The 23,225-nt window shown below is 76.4% G+C and carries 23 protein-coding genes; 6 read left to right on the top strand and 17 right to left on the bottom strand.

What is annotated here, in order from left to right; translation table 11 throughout:
* Positions 1–27: 27 nt before the first annotated feature.
* Both ACYQBY_RS18515 and ACYQBY_RS18510 read right to left on the bottom strand, forming a co-directional pair.
* Entirely contained in the window at positions 28–372 is a 345-nt protein-coding gene (locus ACYQBY_RS18515) for a hypothetical protein (protein WP_459645360.1), read from the bottom strand.
* 133 nt (positions 373–505) lie between these two features.
* The gene (locus ACYQBY_RS18510; protein WP_459645359.1) at positions 506–1,435 is read right to left on the bottom strand and encodes an alpha/beta hydrolase; all 930 of its coding nucleotides are present in this window, start codon (positions 1,433–1,435) and stop codon (positions 506–508) included.
* Between the two features lie 64 nt (positions 1,436–1,499).
* On the opposite strand from ACYQBY_RS18510, the gene ACYQBY_RS18505 reads away from it, so the two are divergent.
* The 3 genes from ACYQBY_RS18505 (at position 1,500) to ACYQBY_RS18495 (ending at position 3,240) form a co-directional block, all read left to right on the top strand.
* Positions 1,500–2,078 carry a helix-turn-helix domain-containing protein gene (locus tag ACYQBY_RS18505; RefSeq protein ID WP_459645358.1) on the top strand — a complete coding sequence of 193 codons (579 nt, stop codon included), beginning with the start codon at positions 1,500–1,502 and terminating at the stop codon, positions 2,076–2,078.
* Between the two features lie 125 nt (positions 2,079–2,203).
* The gene (locus ACYQBY_RS18500; protein ID WP_459645357.1) at positions 2,204–2,794 is read left to right on the top strand and encodes a tetratricopeptide repeat protein; all 591 of its coding nucleotides are present in this window, start codon (positions 2,204–2,206) and stop codon (positions 2,792–2,794) included.
* Positions 2,791–3,240, top strand: a complete 450-nt coding sequence (locus ACYQBY_RS18495; RefSeq protein WP_459645356.1) for an N-acetyltransferase family protein — start codon at positions 2,791–2,793, stop codon at positions 3,238–3,240. The genes ACYQBY_RS18500 and ACYQBY_RS18495 overlap by 4 nt, the downstream gene beginning before the upstream one ends.
* A gap of 27 nt (positions 3,241–3,267) precedes the next feature.
* Here ACYQBY_RS18495 and ACYQBY_RS18490 read toward each other — a convergent pair whose 3' ends face one another.
* From ACYQBY_RS18490 to ACYQBY_RS18480, 3 genes are read right to left on the bottom strand one after another with little or no spacing between them, the layout of a single operon-like run.
* The gene (locus tag ACYQBY_RS18490; RefSeq protein ID WP_459645355.1) at positions 3,268–3,927 is read right to left on the bottom strand and encodes a response regulator; all 660 of its coding nucleotides are present in this window, start codon (positions 3,925–3,927) and stop codon (positions 3,268–3,270) included.
* Positions 3,924–5,453: a sensor histidine kinase gene (locus ACYQBY_RS18485; RefSeq protein WP_459645354.1), complete on the bottom strand. Its 1,530-nt coding sequence runs from the start codon at positions 5,451–5,453 to the stop codon at positions 3,924–3,926. The genes ACYQBY_RS18490 and ACYQBY_RS18485 overlap by 4 nt, the downstream gene beginning before the upstream one ends.
* Positions 5,434–6,078: a DedA family protein gene (locus ACYQBY_RS18480; protein WP_459645353.1), complete on the bottom strand. Its 645-nt coding sequence runs from the start codon at positions 6,076–6,078 to the stop codon at positions 5,434–5,436. The genes ACYQBY_RS18485 and ACYQBY_RS18480 overlap by 20 nt, the downstream gene beginning before the upstream one ends.
* 197 nt (positions 6,079–6,275) lie before the next feature.
* Between ACYQBY_RS18480 and ACYQBY_RS18475 the strand changes: the two genes are divergently transcribed.
* Positions 6,276–6,446 carry a hypothetical protein gene (locus ACYQBY_RS18475; protein ID WP_459645352.1) on the top strand — a complete coding sequence of 57 codons (171 nt, stop codon included), beginning with the start codon at positions 6,276–6,278 and terminating at the stop codon, positions 6,444–6,446.
* Between the two features lies 1 nt (position 6,447).
* Here ACYQBY_RS18475 and ACYQBY_RS18470 read toward each other — a convergent pair whose 3' ends face one another.
* The 3 genes from ACYQBY_RS18470 to ACYQBY_RS18460 all read right to left on the bottom strand — a co-directional run bounded on the left by ACYQBY_RS18470 (position 6,448) and on the right by ACYQBY_RS18460 (position 10,104).
* Positions 6,448–7,473, bottom strand: coding sequence for a LacI family DNA-binding transcriptional regulator (locus ACYQBY_RS18470; protein WP_459645351.1), 1,026 nt, complete (start codon positions 7,471–7,473; stop codon positions 6,448–6,450).
* 73 nt (positions 7,474–7,546) lie between these two features.
* Positions 7,547–8,713 carry an endo-1,4-beta-xylanase gene (locus ACYQBY_RS18465; protein WP_459645350.1) on the bottom strand — a complete coding sequence of 389 codons (1,167 nt, stop codon included), beginning with the start codon at positions 8,711–8,713 and terminating at the stop codon, positions 7,547–7,549.
* A gap of 161 nt (positions 8,714–8,874) precedes the next feature.
* Entirely contained in the window at positions 8,875–10,104 is a 1,230-nt protein-coding gene (locus ACYQBY_RS18460; RefSeq protein ID WP_459645349.1) for an endo-1,4-beta-xylanase, read from the bottom strand.
* Between the two features lie 302 nt (positions 10,105–10,406).
* Here ACYQBY_RS18460 and ACYQBY_RS18455 point away from each other — a divergent pair, with 302 nt between their 5' ends.
* Positions 10,407–10,583 carry a zinc finger domain-containing protein gene (locus ACYQBY_RS18455; protein ID WP_459645348.1) on the top strand — a complete coding sequence of 59 codons (177 nt, stop codon included), beginning with the start codon at positions 10,407–10,409 and terminating at the stop codon, positions 10,581–10,583.
* A gap of 178 nt (positions 10,584–10,761) precedes the next feature.
* Here ACYQBY_RS18455 and ACYQBY_RS18450 read toward each other — a convergent pair whose 3' ends face one another.
* On the bottom strand, positions 10,762–11,268 hold the full coding sequence (locus ACYQBY_RS18450) for a hypothetical protein (protein ID WP_459645347.1): 507 nt from the start codon (positions 11,266–11,268) through the stop codon (positions 10,762–10,764).
* Positions 11,269–11,358: 90 nt separating this feature from the next.
* Positions 11,359–11,895: a cell wall-binding repeat-containing protein gene (locus tag ACYQBY_RS18445; RefSeq protein ID WP_459645346.1), complete on the bottom strand. Its 537-nt coding sequence runs from the start codon at positions 11,893–11,895 to the stop codon at positions 11,359–11,361.
* Between the two features lie 480 nt (positions 11,896–12,375).
* Here ACYQBY_RS18445 and ACYQBY_RS18440 point away from each other — a divergent pair, with 480 nt between their 5' ends.
* The gene (locus ACYQBY_RS18440; RefSeq protein ID WP_459645345.1) at positions 12,376–13,698 is read left to right on the top strand and encodes an MFS transporter; all 1,323 of its coding nucleotides are present in this window, start codon (positions 12,376–12,378) and stop codon (positions 13,696–13,698) included.
* Between the two features lie 97 nt (positions 13,699–13,795).
* Here ACYQBY_RS18440 and ACYQBY_RS18435 read toward each other — a convergent pair whose 3' ends face one another.
* The 7 genes from ACYQBY_RS18435 to ACYQBY_RS18405 form a co-directional block, all read right to left on the bottom strand.
* Entirely contained in the window at positions 13,796–14,656 is an 861-nt protein-coding gene (locus ACYQBY_RS18435; protein WP_459645344.1) for a DUF2971 domain-containing protein, read from the bottom strand.
* A gap of 51 nt (positions 14,657–14,707) precedes the next feature.
* Positions 14,708–15,991, bottom strand: a complete 1,284-nt coding sequence (locus ACYQBY_RS18430) for a sensor domain-containing phosphodiesterase (protein ID WP_459645343.1) — start codon at positions 15,989–15,991, stop codon at positions 14,708–14,710.
* 78 nt (positions 15,992–16,069) lie between these two features.
* Positions 16,070–16,942, bottom strand: coding sequence for an alpha/beta fold hydrolase (locus tag ACYQBY_RS18425; protein WP_459645342.1), 873 nt, complete (start codon positions 16,940–16,942; stop codon positions 16,070–16,072).
* 4 nt (positions 16,943–16,946) lie between these two features.
* The gene (gene pknB / locus ACYQBY_RS18420) at positions 16,947–18,908 is read right to left on the bottom strand and encodes a Stk1 family PASTA domain-containing Ser/Thr kinase (RefSeq protein WP_459645341.1); all 1,962 of its coding nucleotides are present in this window, start codon (positions 18,906–18,908) and stop codon (positions 16,947–16,949) included.
* A 46-nt stretch (positions 18,909–18,954) separates the two neighbouring features.
* The gene (locus ACYQBY_RS18415) at positions 18,955–20,406 is read right to left on the bottom strand and encodes a peptidoglycan D,D-transpeptidase FtsI family protein (RefSeq protein ID WP_459645340.1); all 1,452 of its coding nucleotides are present in this window, start codon (positions 20,404–20,406) and stop codon (positions 18,955–18,957) included.
* Complete coding sequence (locus tag ACYQBY_RS18410) at positions 20,403–21,782, bottom strand: FtsW/RodA/SpoVE family cell cycle protein (RefSeq protein ID WP_459645339.1); 1,380 nt, start codon at positions 21,780–21,782, stop codon at positions 20,403–20,405. The genes ACYQBY_RS18415 and ACYQBY_RS18410 overlap by 4 nt, the downstream gene beginning before the upstream one ends.
* The gene (locus ACYQBY_RS18405) at positions 21,782–23,224 is read right to left on the bottom strand and encodes a Stp1/IreP family PP2C-type Ser/Thr phosphatase (RefSeq protein ID WP_459645338.1); all 1,443 of its coding nucleotides are present in this window, start codon (positions 23,222–23,224) and stop codon (positions 21,782–21,784) included. The genes ACYQBY_RS18410 and ACYQBY_RS18405 overlap by 1 nt, the downstream gene beginning before the upstream one ends.
* Position 23,225: the final 1 nt, after the last annotated feature.

The following is a 23,225-nucleotide window of genomic DNA, read 5'->3' as shown; positions in this document are numbered from 1 at the left end:
GGGGGCCCTCGTGCGTGCGGGCGGTGCTCAGGCGGTGGGGTCGGGGCGGGTGACCCAGCGCAGGGCGTTGCCGAACTCCCGGGGGGTCAGCGGGTAGCGCCACTCCTCGATCAGGTGGTGCAGGTAGTCCGCGCCGACGGGCGCCCCCGCGGGCAGGACCCCGGCCTGGCGGTCGGCGGCGATCACGACGGCGAGGGTCGGCACGGGCGAGCCCTCCCCGACGGCGGCGCCGAGCGTGGCGAGCAGGAACTCGCGGTCGTCCGCGGTGAGGGTGGCCAGGACGCGCCGGTCCTGCTCGGCGACGAACGAGGCACCCGTCCCGGCCCGGTGACGGGCGATGCCGGCGGCCTGGGCCGCGTGGATGGCGGGCATGCGTCCTCCGGTGGTGGAGCGGCTGGGTCCGCTCTCCCCATCGGCAGGTCCTGCCCGGAACCTGAGGCCCCGGCCGGATCGGCCCGGGCCGGATCGTCGCGGCCGGATCGTCCCGCGCCGGCCGGCTCCGTCCTCAGGCCCGGGTGACGCGGGTGGCCCAGTCCACGAGGAGCCGCACCACGCGCGGGTCGAGCGGGCCGCGCACCTCCCTGCGGTAGGCCGTCAGGGAGGGCCTGCCCGGCTGCGGGCGCAGCACGTGGGTGACGTCCGGCACTCGGTGGGTCTCGACGGGGCCGGGGACGAGGTCGGCGATGCGCTCGACGTCGCCCGGGTCGACCTGGAGGTCCTTCTCGCCGGTGACGGCGAGGACGGGCACGCGGATGCGGGCGAGGTCGGCGGAGGGGTCGTAGGCGAGGAACTCGCGGTGCCAGCGGGCGTTGACGCGGACGCCGCCGATGCGGGCGACGTCGGTGGTGGTGGCCTTGAGGGTGGCGTGGTTCTTCGCGATCCTGGCGGTCAGGTCGGTGCGCAGGGCGCGCAGGAGCAGGCGCACGGGTGCGGGCAGGGTGGGGGCGATCCGCTCCGCCTGCCACAGCAGGACGTCCTCGCCGCGGGTGGCGGGGCTGCTGAGCAGGGCGACCCCGTCGACGGGGGCGTCGGCCCCCGCGAGCTGCGTCGCGAGGAGCGCGCCCTCGCTGTGGCCGGCGAGGAGCACCCGCGAGGGGTCGATGCCGGGCTGGGTGCGCAGGGCGTCGAGGGCGGCGCGGGCGTCGTGGGCGTTGTCGGTCATCCCCGTCGCACGCCAGTCCCCCTCGCTGGCTCCCACGCCGCGCTTGTCGTAGCGCAGGGTGGCGAAGCCGGCGGCGGTGAGGGCGCCGGCCAGCTCGCGGCTGGCGCCGAGGCGGAGGCGGCGGTGGTCGGAGTCGCGGTCCACGGGGCCGGAGCCGGGGATGAGCAGCACGGCGGGGTGCGGGCCGGTGCCCGCGGGCACGGTGAGGGTGCCGGCGAGGGTGAGGGGGCCGGAGGGGAAACGCAGCTCCCGGGAGGTGGTGGCGGTGGGCACGGTTGTGATTGTTCGTAGTTCTTGGAATGATGTCAATTGTGAGAATAATGGTGGGGGCCCACCCGTGAGGTCCGACGAGCTGCTCCTGCACCCCGTCCGGCTGCGCATCGCGCAGGCCTTCCTCGGCGAGCGCACCCTCACCACCGGCGACCTGCGCCGGGAGCTGCCCGACGTCCCCGCCGCCACCCTCTACCGCCACGTCGCCCTCCTGGCCGGGAACGCCGTGCTGGAGGTCGAGGCCGAGCGCAGGGTCCGCGGCACCGTCGAGCGCACCTACCGCCTGCGCACCGGGGCCGCCTCCCTCGGTCCCGACGACGTGCGCGGCATGGACGCCGGCGACCACCGCCGCGGTTTCCTCGCCTTCGCCGCGACCCTCCTGGCCGACTTCGACCGCTACCTCGACGCCGGGGAACCCGACCTCGCCCGCGACCAGGCCGGGTACCGCCAGGTGGGCCTGCACCTCAGCGACGCGGAGACCGCCGAGCTCGTCGCCGAGCTGCGCGCCGTCGTCGAGCGCCGCACCCGCCTGCGCCCCGCCCCCGGCCGGCGGCGCCGCGTCCTCAGCACCGTCCTGCTCCCCGCCGACACCCCCGCCGACACCTCCGCCGGCGGGTTCCCGGCCGGTCCCGCCGCGGACGGCTGACCCCACCGGCCGCCCGGTTCCGGGCAGGCGCTCGGCGCCACCCGGTGGCGGGGTCGGGCGAGGGTTCCGGGAACTGCCACCCACCAGCCCGAGCCTTGCGCGCTGTGACCTGCCACTGTGTTCCTGTGAGCGGAGCAACCTCGCAGCAGGACACCGGCACGTCGCCGCACGACGCGCGGACGTGGGACGAACGCGTGGCCGCACTCTGGGACCGCGCCGAGGAGATGCACGAGGAGGAGGTCCTCGCGGCCGTCGAGGAGCTCGCCGCCGAGCGGCCCGAGGGGGACCCCGAGGCGCTGTTCGAGCGGGCCAGCGCCAGCGACTTCGCCGGCCGCGACACCGACGCCGTGGCCCTGTACCGGGCGGCGCTGGACGCGGGGCTGGCCGGGCACCTGCGCGCACAGGCCGTCGTGCAGCTGGCGGGCTCCCTGCGGGCGCTGGACCGCGCGGAGGACGCCCTCGCCGTCCTGGACGGCGCCTCCCGGCCGCAGGACGGGCCGCACGAAGGGTCGGACGACGGGCCGGACGACGACGCGGACGGCTTCCCCGACGCCGCCGAGGCGCTCGCGGCGCTGTGCCTGGCCGACCTCGGCCGCGACCGCGAGGCGCTGGTCCGGGCGGTCGCCGCCCTGGCCCGGCACGCGGAGTCCTACGGCCCGGCGATCGAGGCGTACCTCGCGGAGCTCCCCGCGCCCCCGGGGGACGGGTCGCCGTGATCGTCAACCTCCGGCGGGCGGCCCCCGCGGACGCCGACGCCGTGACCGAGGTGCTGCTGCGCTCCCGGGCCGAGGCCATGCCGTGGCTCGCGGTCGTGCACACCCCCGAGGACGTGCGCCGGTGGGTCGAGCACGAGCTCATCCCGAACCGCTGGACGTGGGTGGCCAAGGTCGACGGGCGCATCGTCGGCGTCGCGGCCGTCCACGACGGCTGGCTGGAGCAGCTCTACGTGCTGCCGGAGGCGCAGGGCCACGGCGTGGGCCGCTCCCTGCTGGACGTCGCCAAGGAGCACTGCGGCGGCAAGCTGCGGCTGTACGTGTTCTCCCGCAACACCCGCGCGCAGCGCTTCTACGCGCGGGCGGGGTTCGTGGTCACCGGCGCCAGCGACGGGCGCGACAACGAGGAGCGCGAGCCCGACCTGGAGATGACGTGGCCCGCGCCGTGAGGGCGGCCGGCCGCGGTGGGCGGGCGCTCAGCCCAGGAGCCCCGCGTCGTGCGCGGTCGTCGCCGCCTGCACCCGGTTGCGTGCACCGAGGGTCTCCAGCAGCGCGCTGACGTGCCCCTTGACGGTGCCCTCCACGAGGTGCAGCCGCCGGGCGATCTGCCCGTTGGACAGCCCTTGCGCCAGCAGCACCAGCACGTCACGCTCGCGCGGGGTGAGGCGTTCCACGCGGGCCCGGGCCTCCCCGCGGCGCACCAGCACCCCGTCGCGGTGCGCGTCCACGAGCCGCCGCGCGACCGCGGGGGACAGGAACGCGGCACCCGTGGCGGCCGCGTGCACGGCCAGGGACAGCTCCCGCGGGTCGCCGGACTTCAGGACGAAGGCGTCCGCGCCGACCGTCAGCGCCCGTGTGACGTACTCCTCCTCCCCGAAGGTCGTCAGCACGACGATCCCGGTGCCGGGGGCGAGGCGGCGCACCTCCTCCGCCGCGGCCAGCCCGTCCACGCGCGGCATCCGCACGTCGAGGACCACGACGCCGGGCCGGTGGGCCAGCACCGCGTCCACCGCCTCCCGGCCGTCGGCCGCCTCCGCCACGACCTCGATGCCCGCGTCGTGCGCGAGGACGGCCCGCACCCCGGCGCGCACGACGGCCTCGTCGTCGGCGAGCACGACCCGCACGACCCCGCTCACGGCACGCCCCCCGCGTCGGCGAGCAGGTCCTTGGACACGAGGCGGTCGCCGCGGAAGCAGAGCCGGTACACGTCGCCGGCGCGGTCGGACAGCAGGTCCGCGGTGACGGCGTGGTGCACGCACACCGACCCGGCCGGTGCCGGGTCGGCGGCCGCGGCGGCTTCGACGCCGGGCGAGAGGCGCGGCACCTGGTCGCCGGGCAACCAGGCGACCACCTCGGTGGCGGGCTGGCCCACGCGCAGGCGCTCGTAGTCGGCGCGGGGCAGCACCGAGCGGTGGGTGGCCACCAGCGTGTCGGTCTGCAGGGCCGCCGCGAGCAGCAGCACGGCCCCCACGGGCACGGCGACGGCCACGGCCAGGCGCCGCGACGCACGCTGCTGCGCCAGCCGCAACCGCCGCACCAGGTCCGCCCCGGGCGCGCCCGGCGCGGGCACGTCCGCCGGGGGCGCGTCGGGGCGGGCGGGCCCGGTCGCCCGGACGGGCAGGTCGGCGCGCACCGCGAACCCGCCCTCGGGGGTGCCGGACCCGTGGACACCGGACCCGTGGACACCGGCCTCCAGCGGACCGGCCTCCAGCCGCCCGCCGACGAGCCGCGCCCGCTCGCGCAGGGCGTGCAGGCCGCGGCCACCACCGCCCCCGGCCGGCTCGCCGGCGGCGGGGCCGCTCACGACCTCGACGGCGAGCCGGTCCCCCCGCCGCTCCACGCGGACGTCCACCGGGGCCCCGGGGGCGTGGCGCGCCGCGTTGGTCAGGGACTCCTGCACGATGCGGGTGGCGGCGGCCGCCACGGCCGGGTCGCTCCCGTGCAGGAGGTCGTCCGCGGGGTCCGCACCGTGCAGCGTGACGTCCATGCCGGAGGCCCGCGCGCCCCCGACGAGCCCGGCCACGCTCGTCCCGGTGCCCAGCGGGGCCGGGGTCCCCTCCTCGCGCAGCAGGCCCACCACGGCGCCGAGCCGCTCGACGGCCGCGGCGGCGCTCACCCGCAGCTCCGCGGCGGCCCGGCGCTGTGCCGGCGGCAGCGCCGCGTCCAGCTCCAGCGCCCCGGCGCGCAGGGCGATCAGGCTCAGGTCGTGCCCGAGGCCGTCGTGGACGTCCTCGGCGATCCGCGTGCGCTCCCGCAGCCGGGCCTCCTGCGCCACGAGCCGCCGCTCGCGCTCGACGCGCTCCACGGTCTCCCACTGCGCCTCGAGCAGCCGGCGCCGCTGGGCCCACGCCCGGCCCAGCAGCCACGGCACGACCGCCCACACCAGCAGGGTCTGCAGGGTGCTGAAGGTGACCGCCCGCGCCCCGGGGGCGAGGACGCCCGCGAACCCCACGGCCACGGCCACGGCGAGCGCCGCCGCCACGGTCGCGCCCCGCCCGTCGCGCACGCGCAGGCCGAGCCACAGCGCGGCCGGCGCGACGAGCACCACCGACGCGGGTGTGAGGACGACCGCGGTGGTGGCCGCGGCGATCGCCGCACCCCCTGCCGCCACGGCGCGGGCGGTGGCCGCTCCGCGCGGGGGCTCAGGGCTGGCGGGGTCCACGGGAGCCCACGCTAGGCCGGGACCGGTACCGCAGGGCAAGGACCAGCGCGGCGAGGAGCCCGGCGGCAGCGAGCAGCCCGCCGGTGCCGAGCGCACCCTCCACCCGCCGGGTCAGCTCGCCGAGCGTGGCACCGAGGCCGACGTGCGCGGCGGCCCACAGCGCGGCCCCGGTGACCGAGGCCAGCGCGAACGCCGCGACGCGCAGGCGCGCCACCCCGGCCGTGGCGGGCACGAGGGTGCGCAGGACCGGCAGGAACCGGGCGCCGAGCACGGCCCAGGCGCCGTGCCGGCGCAGCACCGCGGTGGCGCGCCCGGCGGCGGGGGCGTGGCGCGCCAGCCACCGGGTCCGCAGCAGCCGGGCGCCGTGCCGCCGGCCGAGGGCGTAGCCGATGGCGTCCCCGGCGATCGCGCAGACGGTGACGACGGCGACGAGCGCGACCGCGCGGGCGGGGTCGGTGGCGGTGGTCGCGGCGGCGAGGAGCGCGGCCTCCCCGGGCACGAGGAAGCCGAGGCCGATGGTGCACTCGGCCAGCACCAGCGCCCCGGCGACGGCCAGCAGCACGGGGAACGGCAGTTCGGCCAGGTGCGCGAGCAGTTCGGACACCGACGGCAGCACGGGGATCACGACGTCCTCCCGGTGGGCCGGGGTGCGGTGGGGTGCCGGGGGGTGAGGTCCATGCGCCCGACCGTAGGGACGCGGCCGCCGCGCCCACCCCGGCCGGACGCCGGGTGCACCCCTGACCTTCGTCAGGGGTGCACCCGCCCGGGGGGACACCCCGGGTCCGCGTGGCGGGGGCCGCGGGCCGCTGCCACGCTGGCGCCATGACCTCCGTGCCGGACTTCTCGCAGGCCAGCGCCGCCGCCGCCGTCGAGCGGGTCACCCCCGCCGAGGGCGAGCCGTACACCGACGCCGACGCCGAGGTGGGCGTGGCGGGCCTCGCCGGCGAGGAGCAGGTCGCGGCCGCGGAGCCGGAGGAGCCGGACCTCGGCTGACTCAGCCGGCGGCGGGCGGGGCGGTGCTGTCCCGCACGACGAGGCTGGTGGCCAGCTCGACGCGGGGGTTGTCCGTGTCCTCCCCGGACGCCATGGCCAGCACCGTCCGCGCGGCCAGCGCGCCCATCTCCGCGAGCGGCTGGCGCACCGTCGTCAGCGGCGGGGACGCCCAGGCGGCGAGGGCCAGGTCGTCGAAGCCGACGATGCTGACGTCGTCGGGCACGCGCATCCCGGCGCGCCGCACGGCCTCGTAGACGCCGAGGGCCATCTGGTCGCTCGCGGCGAAGATCGCGGTCGGCGGGTCGGGCAGCGCGAGCAGCTCGCTGCCGAGCCGGTAGCCGGACTCCTGGTAGAAGTCGCCCTCCAGGACGAGCGCGGGGTCCACCGCCAGCCCGGCCTGCTCCAGCCCGGCGCGGAAGCCGTCCATCCGGGCGCGGCTGCACAGGACCTGCGAGGGCCCGGCGACGTGCGCGATGCGGCGGTGCCCCAGGGTGACGAGGTGCTCGGTGGCGGCCAGCCCGCCGGCCCAGTTCGTGGCGCCGACGCTGGGCACGTCCGAGGGCGGGACGCCGGAGGGGTCCACGACGACGAGCGGCACCGCGATCTGGCGCAGTTCGTGGGCCAGCGGCGGGTCGAGGTCGGACGTCACGAGGATCACGCCGTCGCTGGCGCGTGCCCGGAGGTTGGCGAGCCACTGCTGGGCGGAGTCGGTCTTGCGGTGCACGGCCGAGACGACGGTGCCGGCGCCGGCGGCGTGCGCCACGTCCTCCACACCGCGCACGATCTCCAGCGCCCACGGGGAGTCGAGGTCGTTGAAGACGAGGTCGAGCAGGCCCGCACGGCTCGCGGAACGTGCACGCGGCGGTGGGCGGTACCCGTGCTCGCGCAGCAGCACCTCGATGCGCTCACGGGTCGTGGGGGACACGTCACCCCGGCCGTTCACCACGCGCGAGACCGTGGGCACGGACACGCCGGCCGCGCGTGCGATCTCGGTGATCGTGACCCCGCGGCCGCGAGCGTCGGACATCGGCACCTCCCAGCGGCCCAGCCTAGGGGAGGCGGGGCCGGGNNNNGGCCGCCGCCCCGGCGGACGGATCGGGTCAGCGGACCCGCTTGCCGCTCGCCTTCGCCAGGGTGTCGCGCAGCGCGAAGTACGCGGGCTTGCGCTGGAAGTTCTCCGTCATGATCGTCGCGTGGCCCTCGGTGGGGAAGAACACCGGCACCCAGGAGTACTTGTCGGTGAAGCCCCACACGGTGAAGGAGTTGCAGTCCTCGACCGCGAGGCACGCCTCGAGCGCCTTGCGGTAGTCCGCCGCCTGGCGGGCCTCCTGCTCGGGGGTGGGCTGCTGGCTCTGCGCGACCTTCATGCGCACGTCGATCTCGGTGATCGCGGTCTCCAGGCCGAGGTCGTCGAAGCGCTGGAGGTTCTGGCGCAGGTCCTCGGGGAAGCCGTACTGGGTGCTCAGGTGCGCCTGGACGGAGAAGCCGTCGACCGGCACGCCCTCGGCCTGGAGCTGCTGGATGAGCTCGTGGTAGGCGTTGCTCTTGGCGTTGATGCTCTCCACGCCGTAGTCGTTGAAGAACAGCTTCGCCTTCGGGTCGGCCTTGTGGGCCCAGCGGAAGGCGTCGGCGATGATCCCGGGGCCGAGCTCGCGGATCCAGATGTTGTCGGTGGTCCGCAGGGTGCCGTCGCCGTTGAAGATCTCGTTGGCGACGTCCCACTGGTCGATCCGGCCCTTGTAGCGGCCGACGACGGTGGTGATGTGGTCCTTGAGGATCTTGCGCAGCTCCGCCTTCGTGAAGTTCCCCTCCTCCAGCCACTCCGGGTTCTGGCTGTGCCAGAGCAGGGTGTGGCCGCGCACGACCTGGCCGTTGTCCCGGGCGAACTTCACGATCGCGTCGGCCGGGCCGAAGCGGTAGGTGCCCCGCTCGGGGTGGATGAACTCCCACTTCATCTGGTTCTCGGGGGAGACCGAGCTGAACTCCGCGGCGAGGACGCGGCGGTAGCCCTGGTCGTGGGTGAAGGGGTCGGGGTAGGGCTGGTCGACGTGGTGGCCGCCACCGGCGGCCGCGGTGCCGATGCGCAGGTCCTTGGGCGCGTAGAAGCGCAGGTTGTCCCGGTCCTTCTTCGCGGCTGCCGCCTGGGCGTCGGTCTGCCGGGATTCGGTGGAGCCGTCGGCGCCGGCGGCGGGCAGGGCGGCGGCGGTCAGCAGCAGCGGGGCGCTGACGACCGCGGCGAGGAGGCGGGTGTACCGGGGAGAGCGCATGACAGCTCCTGGGGCTCCGTTGCCGGTTCCGGAATCGTTCCGGAACTTGTTGCGGTCACCGTAGGAACGTGATGCCCCGGACGTCAAGCCCCGGCGCCCGCCGGGCGCACGAGCGGCCACGACCCCGGGCAGGGGTCGCGGCCGCCCGCGCGTGGTGGACGTCAGCGCTTGCCGGTCTCCTTCGGGCGCGGCTTGCCGCTGGCCTCGAAGAGCGTGTCCTGCAGCGCGTGGTAGGCGGGCTTGCGGGTGAAGTTCTCCCACATCACGGTCGCCGCACCCTCGCTCTGGAAGAACACCGGCACCCAGGAGTACTTGTCGGTGAAGCCCCAGATGGTGAACGAGTTGCACTCCTCGACGGCGAGGCACGCCTCGAGGATGCCGGCGTAGGTCCTGGCCTGCTCCGCGAGCTGCGCCTCGGTGGGCTTGCCGCTCTCGTCGAGGACCATGCGCACGTCGAGCTCGGTGACCGCGGTCTCGAGGCCGAGGTCGTCGAAGCGCTGCAGGTTCGCCTGGAAGTCGTCCGGGAAGGGGTACTGCAGGCTCAGGTGGGCCTGGAAGGCGAAGCCGTGCAGCGGCACGCCCTGGGCGAGGAGGTCCTTGGCGAGGGCGTGGTAGGCGTCGCTCTTGGCGTTGATGTTCTCGACGGCGTAGTCGTTGAGGAACAGCTTCGCCTGCGGGTCGGCCGCGTGCGCCCAGCGGAACGCGTCGGCGATGATGCCCGGGCCCAGCCGCTTGATCCAGATGTTGTCGGTCGTGCGCAGGTAGACCTTGCCCTGCGGGTCGTTCCACGTGTCGGTGAAGATCTCGTTGGCGACGTCCCACTGGTCGATCCTGCCCTTGTAGCGGCCGACGACCGTGGTGATGTGGTCCTTGAGGATCGCGCGCAGCTCCTCGTCCGTGAAGTTCCCCTCCGTCAGCCACGCCGGGTTCTGGCTGTGCCAGAGCAGGGTGTGCCCGCGCACGTCCTGGCCGTTGCGCTCGGCGAACTCCACGACGGCGTCGGCCTCGGCGAAGTCGTAGCGGTTGCGCTCCGGGTGGATGAAGTCCCACTTCATCTGGTTCTCCGGCGAGAGGGAGCTGAACTCCGCCGCCAGGTGCTTGCGGTACTGCTGGTCGTGGAGGAACGGGGACTGGCCGGGCTCCAGGCCCGGGTAGTCCTGCTCCAGGTGGTGGCCGCCGCCGGCGGCGGCGGTGCCGATCACCAGGTCGTCCGGGGCGGCCCAGCGCAGGGTGTCCTTCTTGGCCTGGCCCGGGGGGCGCTGGTCGTGGCCGGGCCCGGTGGCCTTGTCCGCGGCGGCGGGCATCGCCGCGACGCCGGCGAGCAGGGGGGCGGCGGCCAGCCCGGCGACGATGCGGGCGAGCGAGCGGCGGGTGGTGCGGGGAGTGCGCATGGTGGTCCTTCGGCTCCGTTGCCTCTTCCGAAATGATTTCGGAAATCTTGCGGGAAAGGTAAGGACTCGGGCCCCGTTCGTCAAGCGCCCGGACGCCGTCCGTGGACCGTCGGTGCGTGCACGCGGACCGCCGGAAGGTTCGGCAGCGCGGAACCCCGGCGCAACCCCGGCGCCACCCGCGCGTCCACCGGCCGTGCTGCCCTCGCACGGCACGCCCACCACGGCCGCCCGCTCAGGAAACCCGCGGTGCGTGCCGACACACATCCTGCGACCAGCGTCACGGAGCTCAGCGAGGAGCAGTCATGAGCATCACGGTCTTCCGCCGCACCCGGCCCCGCACCGCTGCGCGCGCCACCGCGGCCCCCGCCCTGCGCCGCCCCTGCCCCACCTGCTCCGCCGCCAGCGGCGTCCCGTGCCGGCACGTCAGCACCGGCAAGACCCTGACCGGCGGCGTGCACCCCCTGCGCATCGGCGCCTGAGCCCCGGCCCGCCCCGGCCCGCCCCGGCGAGGCCCCGTGGGGCGCGCGAACCCGGAGATGGGCGCGCGGGGGAGGTCTTGCGGGCGCGCGAACCCGGAGATGGGCGCGCGGGGAGGTCTTGCGGGCGCGCGAATCCGGAGATGGGCGCGCGGGGTCGTGCCGGGGTGGAGCCGGGTCTTCAGGTCCAGGCGCCGGGGAGCGTCACCCGTGCCGTGGCCCGTTCCTCCGCAGCCTGCGCCTGCGCGGCGTCGACCCGCGCCCGGGCCCGGGCCAGCCACACCGGCAGCGTCACGGCGGTCGTCGCGATCCCCGCCACGACGCCGAACCGGCGGTGCGGCCGGCGGTCCCCGCGGCGGCGGGCCCGCGCCGACGCCACCTTCCCCGCGACGGCCAGCACCCCGGTGCCCACACCGGCGACCACCAGGTACCGGCGGTCGGCGGCCTCGACGGCGGGCGGCTGCAGCCGCAGCAGCGGTGCACCCGGCGGGCGGGTCAGCAGCTCCCAGCCCACCCAGTCCGCCGCCGCCAGCGCCCCGTACGCCACCGACACCGCGACCCGCGCCCGGTACCGGGGCGTGCCGCGTCCCTTCTCCAGGTCCTCAGTCACGTACGACACGGCCACCAGCGCCCCGTCCGCGAGGGCGGCCAGCACCGCGTCGGCGTAGGCGACGGCGCGCAGATCCACCCGCCCAGCGTAGGCCGGGCGCCGCCCCCGCGGGCGCGCCGGGAGAACCCCGGCGCGCCCGGTCAGGACCCCGGGACCGTGAGGCCCGGATCAGGAGGCCGGGTCGGCCTGCGGCTCGGCGGGCTCGTCGCAGCGCGTGGTGTCCGCGAACTTCTCGGCCTGGGCGGCGACGGCGTCGCTCACGGCACCGGCGCCACCCACCACGACCACGAGGCACGGCTGCAGGCGCCGCAGCTCGTCGGCGACCGCCGCGGGCAGCACGTCGCGGCGCGTCAGCAGGAGCGGACCCTGGAGCAGCGTGGAGGCGCCCGCCGCGAGCGCGTCGGGGTAGTTCTCGCCGGAGGCGAGGTAGACGGTGGAGACGTCACCCTCGCTCCACGTCTCCTGCGACACGGCGACCGCCGTGGAGTACCGGTCCGCGCCGGAGATGCGGATGCCGCTGCGCCCGACAGGGGCCGCGCCCAGGAGCTGACGCGACGCGCCCTCGTCGGCGGAGGCGAGCAGCCGCTCGACGCTCGCGGCGCCCTCGGCCGGCTTCGCGGTGGAGTTCCCGACGGCCACGGCGGCACCCCCGGTGCCGAGGACGACTGCGGCGGTGACGGCGGCGACGAGGGACGACGTGCGCATGGTGGTTCGCTCCAGGAGAGAAGAGGGAGCCCGGCGCGAAACGGCCGGACCTACCTCCGTAGTGACCCACGGTGAGTGTGGTCACGGAGCGTTTCCTGCTCGGACTCACCCGGCCGGCCCTGCGATATCACCCTGCGTCGCTCGCCGCCGTACCGGTAGCGGAGTCGCCGCACGGGACGGCGCCGCCGCGGGGCGGGTCCACGGCGAAACCCCGGACCGGGCCGCCCACCTGAGCCGTCCTGCGGGGGAACAGGTTTCGCGGCCCGCCGCGCAGGTCCGGACGGGTAGCACCCGCTGGGCCGTGCGGGTGCCCACCGCCCGCACGTCCTCAACCCACACCGCGGAGATGGGCGGGCTGGGGGGGCTCCCGGTGCGCCCAAACCCGGAGATGGGCGGGCTCGGCCCATCCCGGTGCGCGCGAACCCGGAGATGGGCGGGCGCGGGCACGGCAGACTGCGTGCACCGGACGGAGGGGGCGCGGTGCACGGCACGGGCGGGGACGCGGCTGCAGGACGGGACCGGCCCGCGGACGACGACGCGCAGGACGACGGGCAGGGGTTGTCGCAGGACCCGGCAGGGCCCGGGGCGGCGGCCCGCCGCGCCCAGCGCCGCACGTTGCGGCTGCTCGTCGCCGCCTCCGTCGCCGGCGCCCTCGGCATGGGGGCGGCGCCGTCCGTGGGCGTCCTGCTCGCCGAGGACGTCGCGGGCTCGGAGACGTGGGCGGGCGTGGCGCGCACCGCCTCCACAGCCGGGGCCGCGCTGCTGGCCCTGCCGCTGGCCGCGCTGGCCGCCCGCAGCGGGCGGCGGGTCTCGCTCGGCACCGGCTGGGCCGTGGCGGCGCTGGGGGCGGGGGTGCTGGTGCTGTCGGCCGTCGCCTCGTCCGTGCCGCTGCTCGTGCTGGGGATGCTCGCCCTCGGGGCCGGTTCCGCCGCGCAGCTGCAGTCCCGCTTCGCCGCCGCGGACCGGGCGCTGCCGCACCTGCGGACGCGGGCGCTGTCCCTGGTGGTCTGGTCGGGGACGTTCGGGTCCGTCCTCGGCCCCAACCTCGGAACCCCCGGCCGCTCCGTGGAGGCGGCGCTGGGGCTGCCGCACCTGGCGGGCGCCTTCGTCCTCGCCGCGGGGGGCATGGCCGCCGCGGCGGCCCTGTCCGCCCTGCTGCCGCCGGCGCCCAGCTCCCCCGCACCCGCCGCCGGCCCGGGCCACGGGGGCGGCACCGGAGCGGCGCTGCGGGTCGTGTGGGCCCTGCCCGCCGCGCGCGGTGGCCTCGTGGCGCTCGTGCTGGCCCACGCCGCGATGGTCGGGCTCATGACGATGACCCCGGTGCACCTGGACCACCACGGCGCGACGGTGGCCGTCGTGGGCCTCGTCATCAGCGTCCACGTGCTCGGCATGTTCGCCTTCGCCCCGCTCGTCGGCGCGCTGGCCGACCGGCGCGGGCAGCTGCCCGTGGTGCTCGCCGGGCTCGGCACCGTGCTCGTCTCCGGTGCCGTCGCCGCCCTGGCCGGTACCACCACGGCCGGCGTGACCCTGGCGCTGCTCCTGCTGGGCGTGGGCTGGTCGCTGGTGACCGTGCCCGGCGCGGCGCTCGTCTCCGCCTCCGTGCCCGCGGACGTGCGCACGAGGGTGCAGGGGCTGACGGACGCACTGATGAACGCGGTCGCGGCGCTGGCCGCGCTCGGCTCCGGCCCGTTCCTGGCCCTGGCCGGGTTCCCCGGCCTCGGCGTCGCCGTCGCGCTGGCCACGGTGCCGGCGCTGCTGCTCGTGCTGCGGGCGCGCCGGTCCCGGCCGCCCGCTCCCGCCTGAGCCCCGGCCCGGCCAGCGGCAGCACGCGGTCGCCGCGCCCGCGCGGGACGAGGCGGCACGCGGCCCCGTGGCCGCTCCGCCGCCCGCGTCGTGCTCCTCACCAGCCCCGGAAGGGGCTCTCGCTGGGCAGGACCCGCACGTGCTCCCCGACGGCGTCCGCCGCCCACGCCGACACCGCGACGCGCGCGTGCTCCTCGTAGGGGTTGGGGGCGATGCGGATGCGCCGGACCGCCTGCCGCAGCCGCGGGAACGGCACCTTGACGTACGGGGTCATCCCGAACTGGCTGGTGCGGAAGTGCAGGCGGTGGCTGCCGTCCTGCCGCCACACGAAGCGCTCCTCCTGCTCGTCGGCGAAGGAGACGTGCTTGAGCTGCGCGGAGTACCCGAACAGGTCGTAGTACAGCTCCTGTTCGACGTCGTGCTCGGTGCGGCCGGCGCCGTCCGGCTCCCCGTCCCGGAACCACGGCAGGTTCTCCCGGATCCAGCGGGCGCCCTGCTCCTCGCCGAGGTAGCGGACCAGGTGCCGCTCCGCGCCCAGCTCCTCCAGGGCGTGCTCGTCGAAACCGATGGCGCAGCCCACGGACCGCCGGGACATGCCGTACCCGCGCCACTGGCTGAGGGAGTCCTCCGCCGAGGACAGGCACACGATGAACGGGCCGCCGGCGGGCTCGACGGCGCGCGGCTCGTCCAGCTCGGCGCGGATCCGGCGCAGCGCCTCGCGCCGGCCGCCGTCACCCTCGGCGTCGAGGTCCGCGAGCGCGCGGCGCAGCAGGTCGCGGGCGTAGTGGAACTCGCGGGAGTCGTTGAGGTACTCGAAGTGCGCCGCCCACAGGCAGGGCACCCGGTCGCCGCCGGGACCGGTGCCGTCGATCCGCCCGGCCTCCTCACCCTCCACCATCGCCATCAGGGTCGCGAGGTCGGTGTAGTGCCACAGCAGGTGCTCGCCCTCATCGGCCACGTGGCGATGGTAGGCAGCCGGGTGCGCCGGGCCGCGACCCGGCGGCAGCGGTCAGGGGCTCCCGCCCTGCTGCGGCGACGGCCGGGCGGGCACCGCGTCCTCCCCGGGCAGGGGCCCCGGGCGGGCGTGCAGGTACCCCTGGCCCAGCCGGACGCCGAGCCGCAGGAGCGTCTCGTGCTCGGCGGGGAACTCCACGCCCTCGGCGACGAGGTCGGCGCCGATGTCGGCGGCGAACCCCACGAGGGAGCGCAGGAGCGACTGCCGGACGGTGTCGGTGTCGACGCCCCGCACGATCTCCAGGTCCGCCTTGATGACGTCCGGGTGCAGCCGCAGGATGTGCCGCAGGCTGGCGTACCCGGCGCCGGCGTCGTCCACCGCGAGCGTGATCCCCGCGGTGCGCAGCCGCCCGACCGCCGCGAGGAGCGCGGCGTAGTCCGGCACCTGCGTGTGCTCGGTGATCTCCACGCCGATCGTGCGGCCGCGCGCCCGGGCGCGCTGCGCCCACCGCAGGAGCAGGTCGGTGCTGCGCTCGTCGAGGAGGGCCTCGGCGGACAGGTTCACGCTGAGGCGCAGGCCGGGTGGCACGCGCCCGAGGAAAGCCAGCGCGCGGCGCGCGGCGAGCAGTTCGAGGTCGACGCCGAGCCCGACGCGGCCGGCGGCGGCGAACGCGTGCGCGGGGGTGGGGAACTCCGGGTGGCCCGACCCGGGAGGGCCGAACCGGGCCAGGGCCTCGTAGCCGCTGACGCGCCCGTCGTGCAGGTGGACGACGGGCTGGAAGAGCATCCGAAGGTCACCGGCCCGCAGGAGGTCCTCGACGAGGGCGCGGGTGCGGTGGGCGGCGCGCTGCTCGACGGCCGCGGCGCTGGCGAGGTGGTCGCTGACGAGGTCGGCGACGAGGGCCGCGTACCGGGCGGCGCCGGGGTCGAGGCCGGGGCTGGCGGTGCGGCTGAGGCAGCACAGCATCCCCGTGACCTGCCCGTCGCGGTCGTGCACGGGGGCGCCGACGTAGGAGCCGATGCCCAGCTCGGAGGTGACGTGGAGCTCCCGGGTGACGGGGTGGCGCCGGGCGTCGGGGACGACGGGGGGCAGGGTGCCGGCGAGGACCCGGACGCAGAAGGAGCCCTCCGCGGGGGTGCCCTCGCCGCGCACGACGTTCATCGCGCCGGTGTCGCCGCTGGTGGCGTGGATCACCTGCTGCCCGCCCTCGAACTGCGACAGCCAGGAGATCTCCATGCCGAGGTGGGTGCGGGCGAGGTCGAGGAGGCGCTGCACGCCCTCGACGGCCAGGGGGGACACCCAGGGGTCGCGGCGGCCGGGCCGCTCCGCTGCGTCCACGCGATGACCCCTCGTTCCCCCGCGGACGGTGGCCGTCCAGGTGCCGACACGAAGAGGTTACTCGGAGTTACTAGTTCGTCACTGCCGAACGGTGGGACCGCCGTTCGCGGTGTGCGCGAGGACCGCCTCCGCCACCACCTGCGGGCGCGACTCCGGGACCCAGTGCCCGCAGTCCACCTCCCGCGCCGTGAACGGCCCCGTGACGTGCCGGCCCGTGCCGCGCACCGCCTGCGGCGCGAACGCCGGGTCCCGCCGGGCGTGCAGGAACGTCACCGGCACCGGCACGAAACCCCGCGGTCCCGCCCCCGCCAGCGGCAGCGCCCGGTACCAGGCCAGCGCCGCGGCCAGCGCACCCGGCTCCAGCATCCGCCGGGTGTAGCGCTCCGCGGCCCCCGCGCCCAGCCCGCTGCGCCGCAGCAGCCCCCGCAGCACCGCACCCCCGCGCGCCAGCAGCAGCGCCTCCGGCAGCCGCGGGAGCTGGAAGAACCCCATGTACGCCGAGCGCGGCGCCTGGGAGCCGCGGGTCAGCGCCGCCCGCACCGCGTCCGGGTGCGGGGTGCCCAGCACCGTCAGCGACGCCACCCGCTCCGGGTGCCGCGTCGCCAGCGCCCACGCCACCGCCCCGCCCCAGTCGTGCCCGACGACGTGCGCGCGCCCCGCGCCCGCCGCGTCCAGCAGCGCCACCACGTCCGCGACCAGCTCGCCGAGGACGTAGGGGCGCCGGCCGGGCGGGCGGGCGCCCGCGGAGTAGCCGCGCTGGTCCGGCACCAGCACCCGCAGCCCCCGCCCCGCGAGCAGCGGCACCACCGCGTCGTAGGCGGTGCCGTCCTGCGGAAAACCGTGCAGGCACAGCACCACGGGCCCGCCGGCGGGCCCGCTGTCGCGGACGGTGGACGTCGGCCCGCTGTCGCGGACGGTGAACGTGAGGCCGTCGCGGGTGAACGTCTCCACGGGGTCAGTCCTGCGGCGGCTTGGGGGCCTTGTCCCGGCCCGGCTCCACCGGCTTCACGGCCCGGCCCTTCGCGTTCCCGTCGCCCTCCCCGCCCTCGGTCTCCGTGGGCGGGGAGGTGGTGGGCGTCTCGCTGGGCGTCTCGGACGGGGTCGGGGTCTCGCTCGGCGTCTCGGACGGGGACGGCGAGGACGACGTCGGGCTGGGCGCGGGCACCTCGGGGGCGACCGCCACCACGATCGTGACCTCGCTGCCGACGTCCACCCGGTCCCCGGGGTCCAGGCTCTGGTCCACGACCTCGCCCGGCGGCGCCTGGTCGGTCTCCTCCTGGTCGACGACCACCCGCAGGTTCGCCGCGGACAGCAGGTCCTCGGCCTCCCCGCGCTGCCTGCCGAGCACCTCGGGCACCTCCACCTGCCCGCTGGCGATGTAGAGGGTCACCTCCGCGCCGCGCGCCACGGAGGCACCCTCGGCGGGCTCGCTGCCGACCACGGTGTTCGGGGTGGCGTCCGGCTCGCGGTCCGTGCGCTCGGTGCTCTCCAGCTCCAGCCCGGCGTCCCGCAGGGCCTGCAGCGCCTCCTGCTGGGTCCGGCCCGCCAGCCTCGGCACCTGCACCTGCTCAGGTCCCGTGGACACCAGCACGACGACGGAACGACCGCGCTCGACCTGCTGCCCGGCCGCGGGGTCGGTGCTGATGGCGTGGTTCGCGGGGACCGTGTCGTGGGGCCCGTCCCTCCAGTCCGGGACCAGCCCGAGGGAGGTGAGGGCCCGCTCGGCCGCCACGCGGTCCAGGTTCTCCACCGGCGGCACGGCCACCGTGGCCGGCGCCGTCGGCGTGTCCCGCTCCAGCGGGTCGAGCAGCGCGAACGCCGCCACGGCGCCCACCAGCAGCAGCGTCAGCAGCGCCCACGGCCAGCGGGCGCGGCGGCGCTCCGGCTCCAGGGGCTGCACCGGCACCGAGCCCGTCGGCGGGCCCACCGGCTCCACGGTGTGCATCGCCACCGTCCGCTCCGGGACCCCGGCGCCGGGGAGGGTGTCCATCCGCTGCGTGGCGCCCGCGGCCGCCGCGCCCGCCAGGCCCGCGCCGGCGATGACGGCGCCCCGCAGCGGCCGGCCCTCCACGGCCCGCCGCAGGTCGTCGGCGAGGTCGGCGGCGCTCTGGTAGCGGTGCGAGCGGTCCTTGGCCAGCGCCATGAGGACCACCTGGTCCACCGCCGGCGGGAGGTCCGGGGCCAGGGAGCTGGGCAGCGGCGGCTGCTCCGAGACGTGCTGGTACGCCACCGCGACCGGGGCCTCCCCGACGAACGGGGGCCGGCCCGTGAGCAGCTCGAACAGCAGGCAGCCCGTGGAGTAGATGTCGCTGCGCGCGTCCACCTGCTCCCCGCGGGCCTGCTCCGGCGACAGGTACTGCGCGGTGCCCATCACCGCGGACGTCTGCGTGAGCGTCGCGGAGGAGTCGGAGATCGCCCGGGCGATGCCGAAGTCCATGACCTTGATCTCGCCGGCGGGCGTCAGCATGACGTTGGCGGGCTTGATGTCGCGGTGCACGATGCCCATCCGGTGGCTGTACTCCAGCGCACCGAGGACGCCCTCCGTGACCGTCAGGGCCTCCTCCAGCGACAGGGGCCGCCCGGAGCGCAGCATGTCCCGCAGGGTCCGGCCCTCGACGTACTCCATGACGATGTACGGCAGGACCACCTGCCCGCCGCCGGGCTCGGGGTGGACGTCCTCACCGGTGTCGTAGACCGCGACGATGCTCGGGTGGTTCAGCGCCGCCGCGGACTGCGCCTCGCGCCGGAAGCGCGCCTGGAACGACGGGTCGCGCGCCAGGTCCGGGCGCAGCAGCTTCACGGCCACGTTGCGGCCCAGGCGCGTGTCGTGGGCGACGTGGACCTCGGCCATGCCGCCCCGGCCGAGGACCGCACCGACCTCGTAGCGGCCGCCCAGGACGCGGGGGGTGCCGTTCACGAGAGTCCTCCCAGCCTGCGGGCCGTGCCCGAACCACCTGAGCCCATCATCCGCCCACCACCGCTTCCATGACCTGCCGTGCCACCGGGGCGGCCAGTGCGCCGCCCGATGCCGCGTCGCCCCGACCACCACCGTTCTCGATGACGACCGCCACCGCCACCGGGCGGCTGCCGCCGGTGGCGAAGGCGGTGAACCACGCGTGCGGGGCGGCGCCCTCGGCGTGCTGCGCGGTCCCCGTCTTGCCGGCCACCACGACCCCGGGGATCTTCGCCCTGGTGCCGGTGCCGCGTTCCACGACGGTCTGCATCATCGAGGCGAGGGTGCTCGCGACGTCGGCGTCGACGGCGCGGCCCAGCTCCTCGGGAGCCGGCTCGTCGACCACGGCGAGCTTGTCGTCGCGCACGGCGCGCACGAGGTTCGGCTTCATGAGGACGCCCTCGTTGGCGATGGCCGCCGAGACCATCGCCATCTGCAGCGGCGTGACCCGCACGTCCTGCTGCCCGATGCCCGACTTCGCCAGCTCCGGCTGGTTCATGCCCTCGGGCACGACGCTCGGCACCACGGACAGCGGGGTGGCGAGCTCCTGCCCGAACCCGAACCTCGCGGCCTGCTCGCGCAGCGCGTCCTCCCCGACCCGCATCGCCAGGTCCGCGAAGGCGGTGTTGCAGGAGATCCGCAGCGCGTCGGTGAGCGTCACCTGGTCGTTCGCACCGCACGGGGCGAAGTCGTGGTTGCGCATGGGCACGCTGGTCTGCGGCAGGGTCAGCTCCGCCGGGCCCGGCAGCAGGGAGTCGGCGGTGTAGTCCCCGCTGGAGAGGGCCGCGGCCGCCGTGACGACCTTGAACGTGGAGCCCGGCGGGTACAGCTCCCGGATGCCGCGGTTGAGCATCGGCTTGGCCGGGTCGGCGTTCAGCTCCTCCCACGCCCTCGCGACCTGCTCCAGGTCGTGGCTGGCCAGGCGGTTCGGGTCGTAGCTGGGGCTGCTGGCCATCGCCAGCACGTCGCCCGTCCCCGGGTCCAGCGCCACGACCGCGCCCCGCCGGTCCCCGAGCGCCTCCACGGCCGCCTGCTGCGCCGCCGGGTCGAGCGTGAGCTCCACCGAGGCGCCCTTCGGCTCCGCGCCGATGAGGTAGTCGCTGAGGCGGCGGTAGAACAGCTGGTCCGCGGTGCCCGCCAGCTCGTCGTTGAGGGCCAGCTCCACCCCGCCGGTGCGGAAGCGGATGGAGTAGTAGCCCGTGACGTGCGCGTACGTCGGTCCCTGCGGGTAGGTCCGCAGGAACTTGTAGGCGTCGCCGGACTCCTCGCTGGTCGCGACCTCCTGGTCGCCCACGACGACCGGCCCGCGGTGCCGGCCCAGCTCGGCGTAGATCTGCCGGCTGTTGCCCGGCTTGGTCTTCATGCCCTCCGCCGCCACGAACTGGATGTGCGTGGTGCTGACGAACAGGGTCAGGAACAGGAAGGCGACGACCCCGGCGAGGCGGCGCAGCGGGCGGTTCACGGCAGCCTCACCACCTGGGTGACGCCGGTGTCGCCCGTGGGGCCCTCCGGCAGCACGGGGCCCTCCGGGGCGGGGCGGCGCGCGAGGTCGGAGACGCGCAGCAGCAGCCCGATGATGATCCAGTTCGACAGCAGCGAGGAGCCGCCGTACGCCAGGAACGGCGTCGTCAGGCCCGTCAGCGGGATCACCCGGGTCACGCCGCCGACGACGACGAACACCTGCAGCGCCACGGAGAACGCCAGGCCGCCCGCGAGCAGCTTGCCGAAGCCGTCGCGCACCCCGATGGCGGTGCGCAGGCCCCGCTCCACGAGCACCACGTACAGCAGGAGCACCACGAACAGGCCGGCCAGGCCCAGCTCCTCGCCCAGGGAGGCGTAGATGAAGTCGCTGCTCGCGTAGGGCACGACGTCGGGGCGGCCCTTGGCCAGGCCGGTGCCGAGCAGCCCGCCCGCCGCCATGCCGTAGAGGCCCTGCACGAGCTGGAAGCTGCGGTCGAGGTTGTCCGGGTCGAACGGGTTCAGCCAGATCTCCACCCGCCGCTGCACGTGGCTGAAGGTGCGGGCCGCCACGACGGCGCCGCCGACGAACAGCGCCATGCCCAGCACGATCCAGCTCACCCGCTCCGTGGCGACGTAGAGCACCGCGACGAACAGGCCGAAGAACAGCAGCGACGTGCCGAGGTCGCGCTCCAGGACGAGGACGCCGACGCTGACGCCCCACGCCACGAGCAGCGGCCCGAGGTCGCGGCCGCGGGGCAGCTGCAGCCACAGGACCTTCGGGCCCGTCAGGGACAGCGAGTCGCGGTGCACGACGAGGTAGCCGGCGAAGAACACCGCCAGGCAGATCTTGCCGATCTCGCCCGGCTGGAAGGACATCCCGCCCAGGAAGATCCAGATGCGGGCGCCGTTGACGGTCCTGCCGAGGAACGGCACGAGGGGCAGCAGCAGCAGCACCAGGCCCGCCACGAGCGCCGTGAACGTGTAGCGGCGCAGCACCCGGTGGTCGCGCAGGAACCACACCACCGCGGCGGCCGCGGCGACGCCGAGCGCCGACCACAGGAGCTGCCTGGGGGCCAGGGCGGACTCCTCCGCCCGGTCCAGCCGGTGGATCATCACCAGGCCCAGGCCGTTGAGGAGGGTCGCCACCGGCAGCAGCACGGGGTCGGCGTGCTTGGCCTTCAGGCGCACCACGACGTGCAGGGCCGCGGCGAGCGCCCCCAGGCCGCCGGCGTGCCACAGCAGGTCCGCGGGCAGGGCCTCGTCGACGGTGAGGCCGACGATGGCGTAGGCGCCCATCGCCAGGCCCACCGCCGCCAGCAGCAGCACGAGCTCGACGCCGCGGCGGGTGCGCGGGTACACGGGCAGGACGGTGGCCATCAGGAGTCCCCTGAGCAGTCGGGTGTGCCGGGCGCAGGCGTCGCGGAGGGCGCGGTGCCCGGCGCGGAGGAGGTCGGCGCGGGGGAGGTCGGCGCGGGGGAGGTGGACGTGGGCGCCGGCGCGGCCGGGAGCACCGCAGCGGCCACCACCGGCGCCGCCGGGGCGGGGGCCACCGGGGCGGGCGTCGTGGGCGCGGGGCTCGTGGGCGCAGGGCTCGTGGGCGTGGGCAGCGGCTGCTCCCGGCACGCGGAGCGCCGCAGGCCCGCCACGATGCGCAGCGCGTCGGGCAGGTCCTGCGCGGTGATGCGCTGGCGGACCCGCGAGCGCTGCCACGACGGCAGGTCGGCCGTGCGGATGTCCGTCGGGCGCACCACCTCCGACGTGCTCAGCGGGCCGAGGTCCTGCGCGAGCCCGCGGAACACCGCGACCCGCTGCGCGGCCTCGCCCACGAAGTACTGCCCCTGCGTCCACCGCCACGCGCCGTACGTCCCACCGGCCAGCAGCAGCACCAGCACCAGCAGCCCGCCCGCCCAGCGCCACGGGCGGCGTGCGCGGGGAGGCGGCGCCGGGTCGTCCTCCGCGTCGTCGTCGTCGGGCCGGCGGCTCAGCTGCGCGGCCCGCGTCGCGGGGGAGTCCGGCCGCGCGGGGCGCCGCGGGCGCGCGAACGCCGCCGCCCCCACCACCTGCGGCGTGATCGACGGCGGCTCCGGGTTCCCGCCGAGCGGCACCACGTCCGCCACGACGCACGTCACGTTGTCCGGCGCGCCGCCGCGCAGGGCCAGGTCCACCAGCCGCTGGCACGCCTGCGCCGGGTCCGCCGGCTCCGCCAGCTCCTCGTGGATCGTCTCGTGGCTCACCACACCGGACAGCCCGTCGGAGCACAGCAGGAACCTGTCCCCGATCCGCGCCTCGCGCACCGAGACGTCCGGGCGGTCGTCGCGCTCCCCGGTGAGCACGCGCATGATCACCGAGCGCTGGGGGTGGTTGCCCGCCTCCTCAGGGCTGAGCTGCCCCGAGTCGATGAGGCTCTGCACGTACGTGTGGTCGCGCGTCAGCTGGGTCAGCTCGCCGTCGCGCAGCAGGTAGGCCCGCGAGTCGCCGATGTGCGCCAGCACCAGCCGCGCCCCCGTGCGCAGCAGCGCCGTGACCGTGGTGCCCATCCCGGCCAGGGCCGGTTCCTCCCCCACCCGGCGGCGGAGCTGCTCGTTGGCCGCGTGCACCGCGTCCACGAGGTGCTGCGCGGCGTCGTCGCTGCCGTGGGACTCCCCGTCCAGCACCGCCAGCTCGCCCACCGCCAGCGACGAGGCGACGTCACCGCCGGCGTGCCCGCCCATGCCGTCGGCGACGACCAGCAGGTGCGGCCCGGCGTAGCCCGAGTCCTGGTTGTTGGACCGGACCAGCCCGACGTCCGAGCGCGCGGCATAGCGCAGTGCGATGGCCACC

The organism is Kineococcus anabasis, from assembly GCF_054590795.1.
This window is presented reverse-complemented; position numbering and strand designations above follow the sequence as displayed.

Coding starts and splice junctions, on each gene's coding strand:
- ACYQBY_RS18410 (WP_459645339.1), bottom strand. CDS start 21,782: ATGGCCACCGTCCTGCCCGTGTACCCGCGCACCCGCCGCGGCGTCGAG.
- ACYQBY_RS18475 (WP_459645352.1), top strand. CDS start 6,276: ATGACCTCCGTGCCGGACTTCTCGCAGGCCAGCGCCGCCGCCGCCGTC.
- ACYQBY_RS18515 (WP_459645360.1), bottom strand. CDS start 372: ATGCCCGCCATCCACGCGGCCCAGGCCGCCGGCATCGCCCGTCACCGG.
- ACYQBY_RS18455 (WP_459645348.1), top strand. CDS start 10,407: ATGAGCATCACGGTCTTCCGCCGCACCCGGCCCCGCACCGCTGCGCGC.
- ACYQBY_RS18470 (WP_459645351.1), bottom strand. CDS start 7,473: ATGTCCGACGCTCGCGGCCGCGGGGTCACGATCACCGAGATCGCACGC.
- ACYQBY_RS18460 (WP_459645349.1), bottom strand. CDS start 10,104: ATGCGCACTCCCCGCACCACCCGCCGCTCGCTCGCCCGCATCGTCGCC.
- ACYQBY_RS18445 (WP_459645346.1), bottom strand. CDS start 11,895: ATGCGCACGTCGTCCCTCGTCGCCGCCGTCACCGCCGCAGTCGTCCTC.
- ACYQBY_RS18465 (WP_459645350.1), bottom strand. CDS start 8,713: ATGCGCTCTCCCCGGTACACCCGCCTCCTCGCCGCGGTCGTCAGCGCC.